This window comes from Mycobacterium sp., assembly GCF_040509115.1.
Classification (GTDB): domain Bacteria; phylum Actinomycetota; class Actinomycetes; order Mycobacteriales; family Mycobacteriaceae; genus Mycobacterium.
In genome coordinates, this window is the sequence record NZ_JBEVLO010000206.1 from 1 (window position 1) to 11,491 (window position 11,491).

11 protein-coding genes are annotated in these 11,491 nt (G+C 65.1%); 4 read left to right on the forward strand and 7 right to left on the reverse strand.

Annotated features, from left to right (window positions below):
• A partial coding sequence (locus ABW137_RS14340; RefSeq protein ID WP_526400999.1) for a mandelate racemase/muconate lactonizing enzyme family protein occupies positions 1-957 on the forward strand: 957 nt, incomplete at its 5' end.
• Positions 958-1,099: 142 nt separating this feature from the next.
• Here ABW137_RS14340 and ABW137_RS14345 read toward each other — a convergent pair.
• The 6 genes from ABW137_RS14345 to ABW137_RS14370 all read right to left on the reverse strand — a co-directional run bounded on the left by ABW137_RS14345 (position 1,100) and on the right by ABW137_RS14370 (position 8,143).
• Positions 1,100-1,312, reverse strand: a complete 213-nt coding sequence (locus ABW137_RS14345; protein ID WP_526401001.1) for a hypothetical protein — start codon at positions 1,310-1,312, stop codon at positions 1,100-1,102.
• A 507-nt stretch (positions 1,313-1,819) separates the two neighbouring features.
• Positions 1,820-3,037: a CaiB/BaiF CoA transferase family protein gene (locus ABW137_RS14350; RefSeq protein ID WP_526401003.1), complete on the reverse strand. Its 1,218-nt coding sequence runs from the start codon at positions 3,035-3,037 to the stop codon at positions 1,820-1,822.
• 137 nt (positions 3,038-3,174) lie between these two features.
• Positions 3,175-4,491: an MFS transporter gene (locus tag ABW137_RS14355; protein WP_526401005.1), complete on the reverse strand. Its 1,317-nt coding sequence runs from the start codon at positions 4,489-4,491 to the stop codon at positions 3,175-3,177.
• Positions 4,492-4,496: 5 nt separating this feature from the next.
• The gene (locus ABW137_RS14360) at positions 4,497-5,672 is read right to left on the reverse strand and encodes a M20 family metallopeptidase (RefSeq protein ID WP_526401007.1); all 1,176 of its coding nucleotides are present in this window, start codon (positions 5,670-5,672) and stop codon (positions 4,497-4,499) included.
• Positions 5,669-6,877: a dipeptidase gene (locus ABW137_RS14365; RefSeq protein WP_526401009.1), complete on the reverse strand. Its 1,209-nt coding sequence runs from the start codon at positions 6,875-6,877 to the stop codon at positions 5,669-5,671. The genes ABW137_RS14360 and ABW137_RS14365 overlap by 4 nt, the downstream gene beginning before the upstream one ends.
• Positions 6,878-7,024: 147 nt before the next feature.
• On the reverse strand, positions 7,025-8,143 hold the full coding sequence (locus tag ABW137_RS14370; protein ID WP_526401011.1) for a CapA family protein: 1,119 nt from the start codon (positions 8,141-8,143) through the stop codon (positions 7,025-7,027).
• A 192-nt stretch (positions 8,144-8,335) separates the two neighbouring features.
• On the opposite strand from ABW137_RS14370, the gene ABW137_RS14375 reads away from it, so the two are divergent.
• Entirely contained in the window at positions 8,336-9,112 is a 777-nt protein-coding gene (locus tag ABW137_RS14375; protein WP_526401013.1) for an IclR family transcriptional regulator, read from the forward strand.
• A gap of 22 nt (positions 9,113-9,134) precedes the next feature.
• Here the strand turns inward: ABW137_RS14375 and ABW137_RS14380 are convergent, their stop codons facing one another.
• Positions 9,135-9,932, reverse strand: coding sequence for an alpha/beta fold hydrolase (locus ABW137_RS14380; RefSeq protein WP_526401015.1), 798 nt, complete (start codon positions 9,930-9,932; stop codon positions 9,135-9,137).
• Positions 9,933-10,029: 97 nt separating this feature from the next.
• Here ABW137_RS14380 and ABW137_RS14385 point away from each other — a divergent pair, with 97 nt between their 5' ends.
• Positions 10,030-11,187, forward strand: coding sequence for an NADH:flavin oxidoreductase/NADH oxidase (locus ABW137_RS14385; protein WP_526401017.1), 1,158 nt, complete (start codon positions 10,030-10,032; stop codon positions 11,185-11,187).
• Positions 11,187-11,491: alcohol dehydrogenase catalytic domain-containing protein (locus ABW137_RS14390; RefSeq protein WP_526401019.1), on the forward strand; the 305-nt coding region annotated here is incomplete at its 3' end. The genes ABW137_RS14385 and ABW137_RS14390, both read left to right, overlap by 1 nt.

Sequence of the window (11,491 nt, forward strand, 5' to 3'; positions counted from 1 at the left end):
CTCTGGGAACGGATGTTCTCTCGCGTCACCCAGACCGGAGCAGTCGGAGTGGCAGGCATCTCCGGAATCGACACCGCCTGTTACGACATCATGGGCAAGAAGCTCGGGGTGCCGATCTACCGACTGTTGGGGCGGGGCGGTGAAGATCAGCCGAAGGTCGAGGCTTATGTCGGTGGGCACGTGCTCGGATGGCAGCCCCTGGACAAGCTGGATTTGCTCGTCGAGGAAGCCAGTCGCTATGTCGACCAAGGCTTCAGGGCGATGAAGATCCGCGGTGGCCGTGGGCTTCCGCATCGGGGTGACATCGAGAGTGTCAAAGCGTTGCGCTCCGCATTCGGTGACGAGCTCACCATCTTGGTCGACGCGAACACCGAGTACGGCGACTACAAGACGGCCCTACGAATGTGCCACGAATTGGACAAGCTCGACGTGAGCTGGATCGAGGACTGCTTCGCATTCTCCGTCGCGTTCACCTCAGCGGAGATGGCTCGCCTAGCGGCGGCCTCCCCAATCCCCGTGGCCAGTGGCGGAAACGTGTACTCCCGATTTGGAGTCAAGTCGCTGATCGCGGCAGGTGGTGTCGACGTCATTACTGCAAATACCGCCAAGACAGGTGGTATCTCCGAGGTTCGGCACATTCAATCGATGGCCAGCGCCTGGAACATCGGATACACCGCGCACTGCGACGGAGGGTTGAACACGTTGTCGAACTTGCACGTATTCGCCGCGGCGCCACCGCACGTTACCCAAAGACTCTATTTCGAGTGGGATCCAATCTGGCCCTTGGGCGATCTGTTGACGCAACCGCCGGAGGTGAAGGATGGGTGGGTCTTCGTGCCCGACCAACCAGGCCTGGGCAGCGAGGTCCGCAGCGATGTGGACGACCGCTTTCCATTCAAACCCGACTCTTGGTTCAAGACCTCGATGATCGCCGAACGAACTGGCGACGTCGCCTGAACCGCAACCGGATTCGTGCCGCAGATTCAGCTGGTAAGAAGAACGGCGAGTAGAACGCCAAACAAGGCCCGAGCGCCGGCGCGGTGTCCTCACGGATGCGTGCGCTCGCCGTGGATGGACCGTGACGCGGAGCCGGGGGCCGTCAGCTGCTCGGCGCGGCGTCCATGTCGAAGCCGACCGCCGCGAGTGCGCCGACGCCCGCGCGCGCGACCTCCGCGGAAGTGATGCCTCCCTTGGCAATTACCACGTCCAACTCGGGGAGAAGGACGCGGACAACCGTGACCAGCGTGTCCATGATCAACCCACCGTGCCGGAGGCTGTTGTGGGAGGCGTCGCGCGTTCGTTCGATGGCCACGATCGCTGGCAGGCCGTCGCGGAGATTGTTAACGCCGCCGCCCGCCCTGCGGCACCGGGATCGGCAAGCGCATCGGCTCGTGACATGTCGAACCGGCTCGGCCAGCTTTGCACGATCCGCCGGATGCCCGGGTCCTCACGCCACGTGATCAAGTGCGTAGCCGGCGATCGGCGCAGTAACTCAGTGACCATGTCGCCCACGGTGGTTCGCAGTGACGGCAGGTTCAACGGCCGATCGCCCCATTCGTCGTCAGTGGCGGACGCGGCGCGCAGCAGCCCCGCCACCGTGTGACTGGGCGAGGCGATGGCAACCTCGTCGTCGGGCCGCAGGGGAATGGTAGTCGGCGATCCCGAGAGCGGTTCCCTGACTACGCCACTCAGGAAGGACGACGCCGCACCGTTGGGTCGGCCGGGTCGCACGCTGACTGTCATGAGACGGACACACCGCCCGCGTACGAAGATCTTGCGGGTGCCTCGTCAGACCGTCGGGGCGGATTTGGACGTCGAATCAGGTTCGGTCCCCGAGGAAGTCGTCGGGTGGCGGGGACTGCAGAACCCCTGTGCGCAGCAACGTGCGGATGCTGTCGTCCTCGCACCCGAACTCGCGAGCCAGGGCGACGCTGTGTTGGCCCAGCGACGGCACCGCTTCCATTCGAGCCTCGTCGTCGCCGAACTGCAACGGTGGGAGCAAGGCGCGGACGGGGCCTGCTTCGGTACCGACCGTTCGCCACCGGTCACGACCGGCCAGAACCGGGTGGTCGAGGAACTCGCGCACCGTGTTGACCCCGGCGAAGGCGAGTCGCGCCCGGTTGAGGCGTTCGGCGAGTTCGGCGGTAGTACGGGCACGGAAATGCGCAGCGACCCGCTCGTTGAGGGCGGCGCGGTGTTGCACCCGCAGTGTGTTGGTCGCGAAGCGGCCATCGGAAGCTAGCTGAGCATCGTCGAACACATGGTGGCACAACCGTTGCCACTCCGGCTGATTCTGAATGGCGAGCAGAATCACGTGTCCGTCGCCAGCGGCAAACGGCCCGTAGGGCGCGATGGTGGCGTGCTCGGCGCCGAACCTGCCGGGTTGCCTGCCGGTTGCGGCCGTGAAGTGGGCCGGCTGCCCAATCCATTCCGCCAGCGCCTCGAACAACGACACCTCCAGAGTGGCTCCCTCCCCGCTCATTTGCCGATGGTAGAGCGCGGCCAAGACACCGGAGAAGCCGTACATGCCGGCTGCGATGTCGGCCACCGACACCCCCGCCTTCGCCATGTCACCCGGCGTACCGGTCAGCGACACGAGCCCCGTTTCACATTGGACCAGCAGGTCGTATGCCTTGCGGTCGGCCCATGGCCCGGTACTGCCCCAGCCGGTGATGGATAACACGATCTTGCTGGGGTCACCCGCGCGTACCTGCTCGGCGCCGAGCCCCAGTCGTTCTGCAGCACCCGGTCCGAGGTTCTGCACGATCACGTCTGCGCCGGCGGCGATGCGGTGCAACAACGTTCGGCCGTGGTCGCGCTTGACGTCGATGGAGATGGACTCCTTCGACCGGTTCAGCCACACGAAGTAGCTCGCCAAGCCGTTGACCGATTCGTCGTACTGCCTCGCGAAGTCTCCGGAGCCGGTTCGCTCCACTTTGATCACCCTCGCTCCCAGATCGGCCAGTTGGCGCGTCGCGAAGGGGGCGGCGACTGCGTGTTCGAGTGTCAAGACGGTCACACCGCTCAGGGGCAACATGGAAACCTCCACGGAGAGCTGACGATTGGTGGGGCGGTGGCGGTGCCGCAACCATCCGGTCGCCGGGCCGCACGTGCACGAGGGTCTCCTCCGCAATGGCTCGCTCCGTGAGGATGATGCAACGGCGTCGCCCGCAGCTAGTCCATCTGCGCGCCCTTGGTTTCGGGCATGCTGATGTAGACGCATGCTCCGATCACCGCGGCTATGGCGCAGTATGCCCAGATGACGTGCCCCAGACCGTTCGAACCGAGCCAGGTAAGGACATATGGCGCCGTACCGCCGAAGAGGGCGACTGCCATCGCGTAGGGCACGCCTATCCCGCTCGCACGTATTGCCGCCGGAAACTGTTCGCACATGATCGCCGCTGCGTTGGCGCAATAGCCCAGCAGCAGCACGACTCCGATGACTTCAATCACGACCAGGTTCCAGAACTGACCGTTCAGCAGGTGAAAAGCCGGCCAGGCGTACACGGCGAAACCCACCGCGAAGAAGATCAGCGTGGGCTTGCGACCGATCCGGTCCGACAACAGCCCGGCGGACGGCAGCAGCGCGATGAAGACGACCATGGCGATGACATTGGCCCGTAGCGCCTCGCTCAATGGCATTCCGGTGGTGACGTTGACGTAGATCGGTAGATAGGACAACCAGATGTAGTACAGCAGGGTGCCTGCGACGTTGATCCCGAATACGCGCAACGCCGCCCGTGGGTACTCACGAAACGTCCTGAAGACGGCGGGACGTTGGGCACCGCCCGTCTCCTGTTCTTGGTTGCGGGCTCTCTCGAACGATTCGGTTTCCTCGGCCGCGGAGCGCAGCCACAATCCGACGAGACCAAGTATCGCGGCAACGATGAACGCCAGCCGCCAGCCCCAGCTCGACAGCTCCTCCGGTGACAACGCACTGGTGATGATCGACCCCATTGCGGCCGCCGACAACAAACCCGCCCCCACCGACACCTGCTGCCACGATCCTGCGAACGCGCGGCGGTTCGGTGCCGCAGATTCTACCAAATAGGTTGCCGACGAGCCGAATTCGCCGCCAGCGGAGAATCCCTGCAGCAGTCGGCAGACGACGAGTATGACCGGCGCCATGATGCCGATGGTCGCGTAGGTAGGAGTCAAGCCGATGGCTAGCGAGGAACCGGCCATCAGGCTGATCGATAGGACCAGCGCCTTCTTGCGACCATGGCGGTCCGAGTAGGCACCGAGTACCAGGGCGCCCACGGGCCGCATCACGAACCCCGCCGCGAAGACCGCCAGGGTGAACAGCAGTGCCGCCGCCCGGTCCCCGGGAGGAAAGAATAGTGGCGCGAACACGACTGCGAACGTCGTGTAGATCGCCCAGTCGACCCATTCCACTAGGTTCCCCACCGACCCGGCGATGATGGCACGTCGGCCGCGCGCGGTCAGCTTGGTGTCTGAGTCGAGCGCGTGCTCGATTGCGTCGTTGCTCATCGGTGTCAGCTCCGCTCGGTGGGCGTCGGGGATTTCGCGGCGAGCAGTCGCGCGCGGATCCCGTCGGATCGTGCGACGTCGGCGATCGTAAGGGCCATCGCCAGCCCGCCGTCGCGGACGAACCGGTCGCCGTTGGGGCCTGCGGCAGCGGCGGCGAACTCCGCGGTGTGGTTGCCGGCGTGGGCGGGCAGGTCGAAGGACAACATGGGGTGCAGCGCAGGTATCCGCTGCGAGACGTTCCCCATGTCCGTGGACCCGAACAACGTGTCGGGATACTCGGGAAACGTACGGCCCACGGACTCGGCGTGCGCACGAAAGATGGGAGCCAGATCCGGGTCGTGGCGGAACTCGCGGTAGACCGAGGGCAGTGACGTGAACTCGGCGGTCGTGCCCGTCGCGAGCGCGCCCGCCTCGAAGCATCGGCGCACCCGCTGCCAGACGTCTTCGATCTCGTCGAAGGTGTCACAGCGGATCATGCAGTCGATCACCGCGCGATCGGCGATCACGTTGACCGCCGAGCCGGCCTCCCGCACCACGTGATGTACCAGGATGCCGTCGCGGAGCTGTTGGCGCAGCAGGCCGATGGACGTCTGGGCGATCACCGTCGCATCGGCGGCGTTGAGGGCGCTCCACGGCCGCGAAGCGTGGCCGGATCGCCCGGAGTAGGTCACCCGCCACGAGCGTGACGCGCGAAACGTCGGCTCCACAACGTCTTTGAGCGAAGGGTGCACCATCATCGCCGCGTGCGTGCCGTCGAAGACGCCGCGGTCGATCATGATCTCCTTCCCCGTTCCGCTCTCCTCTGCGGGTGTGCCGAAGACCCTTACGGTGAGGCCCAATTCGTCGGCGAACGGGGCCAGCGCCGCGGCGGCACCGACTGCCGATGCCGCGATGACGTTGTGGCCGCAGCCGTGGCCGATCTCTGGCAATGCATCCATCTCGGCGCAGATGCCGAATACCAGATCGCCGGTTCCCGCGGACGCCGTGAACGCAGTGGATAGGTCCGCTACCCCGTCCTGCACCGAGAAGCCGCTCTCGGCGAGAAGCTCGATGATCGCCGCGGAGGTCTCGTACTCCTCGAAAGCCAATTCCGGGTGGGCGTTGATGCGGTGAGACAGGTCGGTGACGTCGGCCAGGTTCTTGCCGAATTCTTCGGTGATGCGCGGGAAGATGTCGATCATCGCCATACCTCGTTCAGTAATCGGAGGATGTTTCTGCCCAGGACCGCCGTGATGTCGTCGTCGCTGTAGCCATGCTCCACCAACCAACCGGTGATGTTGCGAAAGTTCTCGGTGGGGTTCTCCATCCCGTCGACGTGGGAGACCCTGTCATAGATGAGGTCTCCAGGGTCGAGCATCGTTGTGAGACCGAGCGTTTCGCTGATCGCGTGGTGGAATTCGACGTGGTCGCCGTAGAGCGAGTCCGGCCCGAAGGCCACGTGGTCGATGCCCATCACGTCGACGGCATGCTCGAAGTGGTCCATGACCGACTCGATCGTGTGGGAACGATGGCCGTAGGACACGGTGGTGTGTGGCGCCGCTTCCAGGCCGAGCACCCCGCCTCGTTCGGCTAGCGCCTTGAGCGCCTCGTCTGTCTTCAGCCGTGCGATCGGCCAGACCGCACGGCAGCCGGCGTGGGTGACGGCGATCGGTGCCGAGGACGCCGCGATCGCGTCGAGGGTCGTTCGGTCGCTGGCATGCGAGACGTCGACGAGGATTCCCAATGCGTTCATGCGTTCCACCGCTCGGCGACCGAAGGTGGTCAGCCCGCCGTCGCGCTGCTCCGCCTGGCCGCTGCCGAGGCTGTTGGAGTCCGAGTACACCAAGCCCATCTGCCGAATGCCGAGACCGTAGAGCACGTCGACGCGGTCCAGCTCGTTCTCGATGGCGCCGGAGGATTCGGTGCCCATGACGAAGGCGAGGTCGCCGTTGCGCTTGGCGTCGTGGATGTCGTGCACCGTGCGGGCGACGACGACGCCGTCCTGGTGGGCGATGTCGGCCAAGCGCATGCCGAGGGCCGTGACGAGGTCGTCCCACTTCCACCCCGACGGGGTCGTGGACCCCAGGATGCCGAACCAGTTGTCGAACACTGCCGTCAGCCCGGATCGTCTCAGCTCGGCGAACGCCGTGTGGACCTGCTTGGTATGCAGGTAGCGAGCCGTGTCGGCGAGATCCGCGGGCAGCAGCTGCGGATGGTCGTGGAAGCTGACGACCACGTTGTCGGACAGCAGCCGTTCGACTCGCCGCGCCTGGACCTCGTCCAGCTTCGCGGCGAACGTGCTGCGGCGCTGGGCGGGATCCGACAAACCGACATCGGGATAGTCGGTCCCCCGCTTCAGATACGGGAAGGATTCGCTGCCCGCTAGCGGGACGGCAGAACTGGACATTGTGACGACCTTTCGTCGGGGCAATCCGGTCAGGCTCGCTCGTGCCACAATGTGGCACGTCATGCCGTAATGCAATACAACACTGACAGTGGCGTCCCAAGGTGTCAAGAGGGTCCCGCGAGTGCGTGACGGTGCCGCCAGCCACCTCTAGCGCCGACGGCGGGGTCTCACCGAACCATCGGCGTCGACGGTCACCGACGGATCCAGTTCCCGCGACGCCGCGGCGAACGATGCGAGGATGCTCTTGGCGACCTCCGGCCTTGGCATGATTGGCTGGCTATCGGCGTCCAACTCGATGGGCTGCAGACGCAGTGTCGGCCCCGCCGGTCCGCCGAGGCCCACCCGGAACACGGCGCTCTCGTACCAGGGACCGGCCATGAGCCGTGCTTGATACGGCGCGGACAGGTGCGCGCTTTCCGTCGCCACCATCGAGTCGGGGCTCCAGCCGTCGCACCAGTCGAAGAGGAAGTTGCCGGTGGAGTAGAGGACGAGCCCGTGCCGGTAGAACTCCACCGGGTGTAGGCAGTGCGGATGGTGGCCGATGATGAGGTCGGCTCCCGCGTCGATCAAACGCCGCGCGAGCGGCTGCTGATACCGGGCCAGCGGCCCCTGCGCCGTCGGCAGGTAGCAGAACGGCACCCCCCAGTGCAGGGCGACGGCCACGAAGTTGTTGTCTTCCTTGGCTTTTCGGATAGCAGCTTCGGCGATTTGCACGTCGGACTCGTGCGCGCTCGAGTGCACGAAAGGCGGTGTACCGGGCGTCTCATCCAGGAAGCCGCTGTCGAACTCAAAGCTTTGACGGACGCGTATCGCGCCGATGCCGGCGCGATCGGCGGTCGCGTTGTACCCCGAGGGCAGCGCCGAGCAGAAGCTGAAGAAGGCAAGGGTGTGGGTTCCAACGGCAGCCACACGGGGACGGTTCGCTTCGTCGACGGACGCCCCGAAACCCGCGTGCAGCACACCTGCGGTGTCCAAAGAGGCTGCCGTATCGCGCATTCCCTCCACGCCGTAGTCGAGGGCGTGGTTGGTTGCCAACGACATCAGATCGAAGCCGAACTTCGCCAGTTCCGCCGCTCCGGAGGTAGGGGTCCGCATGACGACGAGCTTCTCCGCCCGATTTCCGGACTCGGTGAGAGGAGCCTCGAGATTGCCGATGGTCAAATCGCCGCCTCTCAGCAACCCGAAGGCCGAGTCGCCGGGCTGCGGATCGTCGACGACCGCGGGCCGAGGCCGACCGGCTACTACGACGTCTCCAACAATCGTCAAGTCCATGAGATTCCGTTCCACTAGGCAGTACGATGTGCCACATGGTAGTACGAGGACGATGGTCCGATACCGCGGCGCTCCCCGATACCGGACTGCACCCCGTACGAGCCACAACCGGCTCGGCCGACGATCACTCGCCGGCCGAAGTGTTACGGTCTGCTTCCAGTGCAGCTCGGGCGGAGGGACCGCATCGTGACCGATGACGCGAAGCCGCGTACCAGCGTTCAGTCGATGAACAGCGTCCTCAGCACGTTGCGCGTCCTGGAGGAAGTGGCCATTCGCCAGCCCATCGGCGTGTCCGAACTCGCTCGGGCGACCCGCATTCCGAAGAGCACCGTTCAGCGGTGCCTGGTGACCCTGCAGCAAGCCGGGTGGTTGCGGATCGTCGACCCCGACCTGTCTCGTTGGGGTGTGACCATGAAGGTGCTTGCCATCGGGCTGCGGGGCGCCGGTAAGCAGGATCTACAGGTGTTGGCCGCGCCGGTCCTCAAACGCCTTGCGGCGGAGACCGACGAGACCGTGCACCTGGCGCTGCGCGACGGGCACGACTGCATCATCGTCGGAAGGGAGGACACCACCCAGATAATTCGCGTCTTCCTCGAATTGGGCACCCGGCTACCGCTGCGTGCAACGTCCGCTGGTGTGGCGATCATGGCGTGCCTCGAGTCCGAGGAGATCGACGACATCCTCGGCGACGAGCCAACGGAGTACGACGATCTCAGTCCCGCCGAGTTACGCCAGGAGATCGAACGGACGGCGGAGCGCGGCTATTCGGTGAACATGTCGGCGTGGTACCGACCCCACGTCTCCTCGATCGGCGCAGTCATAAAGGACTCGTCGAAACAGCCGGTTGCGGCGCTCGCCCTTTCGATCCCGCAGATGCGATTCGACCCCGCTCGGGAGGACGCGCTCGCACGGCTGACCGTGGCCGCGGCCGATGAGATCACCACCTTGATCTCGGCGTGCTAAACCGAAGAGGCTCCAGGGTGCCTTAGTCGGCGAACGCGCAGGCAAGCAGTTCGGCAGTCCCCTTCGGCGACTCGACGTGAAAGTGGTGACTTCCGAGCGCGATTGGCACGATGTCGAGGCGATCGCCGTAGCGATGAATGGCGTCCTGAGACACCATCTCGGCCACCGCGAACACCGTGATCGGTTGGCTCACCTCGCTCAGGGCGCGATCCATGTCCCAGTCGACCAGACCCCGCAGCGCCAACAACCCGGCGGGCAGCCGAACACCACTCATTCTCACTGCGTACGCCTCCTGCAACGTGGGATCGAACCCAGGTGGTGAACCAGCACTGACCATCGCCCGCACACCCGCGGCAAAATCGTCGTGGAAAGGTCGCATAATCGCCTCGGCCTGTCGAGCGTGGGCGGCAGGGAACAGAAACAGGTAGTGCAGCGCGTCGAGGGCCACCACCCTCGAAACAGCCTGCGGCAGCAGGCGAGCCACCTCGACGGCTACCGCCCCGCCCATGGAATGACCCACCACGACGCACCGGTCGACGCACTCGGCGTGCACGACGGCGACGACGTCGCGGGCGAACTCCTCGATCGTCCACACCGAACGCCCCGACCGCGACTCCCCGTGTTCGGCAAGATCCACCGCGATGACGCGGTACTCAGTTGGCAGGAAGGCAGTCAACGCATCGAAGTCCGTTCGATCGCAGGCCCAACCATGAATCAAGACCAGAGTCGGGCCCGTCCTCGGCCCGCTGACCGAGTAGCGAATCGTGGTGTTGTTTGGTTGTTGAATCCCTCGATGCGCGAGCACCCTGTCGCCGGACATGTCGACATCCTTCCCGTTCCGTATCGTGGCACACCGTGCCTGATGGTAGCATGGCGTGTATCAGCTTCATTGCTCTGACGCCGAGGAGACCCGCTCGATGCCAGCCGATCTGTTCAGCCCCTTGGAGATTCGTGGGGTACGGCTCAAGAACCGAATCGTCGCCTCGCCCATGTGGCAGTACTCCGGAGTCGACGGCGCCCCGACCGACGTTCACACCGTCCACCTCGGAAGATTGGCCGAAGGCGGTGCCGGCCTCGTGTTCCAAGAAGGGACGACGGTGGATCGCCGGGGGCGGGGAACACTCGGCGATCTGGGACTATGGGATGACAGTGTGATTCCACGTTTTGCGCGATTGACCGCCCTGATCAGATCCAGCGGAGCCATACCGGGTCTCCAACTCATCCACGCCGGCCGTAAGGGGCGCAAGAATCCCCCGTGGGTGTTCGATGAGCCCGACCCCCCGGCGACCCCAGAGTGGCCGCTGTTAGCACCCAGCGCACTCGCCATGTCGACGAAAGGAGCCGACGTGCCGACGGAGATGTCGATCGATGACATCCGCCAAACCATCGAGTCCTGGGTCAGTGCTGCTCGTCGTGCCGACCAAGCCGGGTATGACGTACTCGAACTGCAGGCCGCCCATGGTTATCTCATCCACTCCTTCCTCTCCGCCCTCTCGAATCGTCGCGCCGACGCCTACGGCGGATCCACCGCGAATCGCTCGCGGTTTCTGATGGAGATCGTCGACGGGATCCGGAGGGTCTGGCCTGCGGACAAGGCCCTCTTCGTGCGTCTGTCCTGCGTCGACGTCGAGTGGGACATGGATCAAACCATCGAGCTAGTGCACGAGTTGGCCGATCACGGTGTCGACGTGATCGATTGCAGCACGGGGGGTCTCACCGGCGCACCCTGGCCTGAGGCCCCGAGGGTGGGGTATGGCTACCAGGTGCCCTACGCAGCGAAAGTCCGGTCGCGCACTGGCCTTAAGACAATGGCAGTGGGACACATCGTGCACGCGAAGCAAGCGCAGACGATCTTGTCCAACGACCAAGCGGACCTCGTCGGTCTGGGTCGTGAGCTTCTGCACAACCCCAACTGGCCCGTCGACGCGGCGCGAAAACTGAACGTCCGGGATCCCTATCGTGTGGGTCCACAACGCATTTCGTACTGGCTCAGTAAGCGGGAAGGCAGTTTCGCGGACTTTGCTCCTTCGACCGAGGGACGCCACGATCCGTCCCGTCGAAACGAGATGTCGTGATGCGCGCCGCCTGGTACGACAGGCCCGGTCCGGCCCGAGAAGTATTCTCGGTCGGGGAGCTGCCCTGCCCCCCGGCTCGGCCTGGTGAACTCCTCGTCGAGGTCAGGGCTTCCGGTATCAACCCGTCGGACTACAAACAGCGCGCCAACGGATCGAAGGCCTTGACTGCGGAGCGGACGGTGCCGCACAGTGACGGTGCTGGGATCGTCGTAGCGGTCGGGGCAGGCGTGGATCCCGCCCGCATCGGCAGCGCCGTCTGGATCTGGAACGCCGTCCACCGACACGGCTACGACGCCCCGGCGCC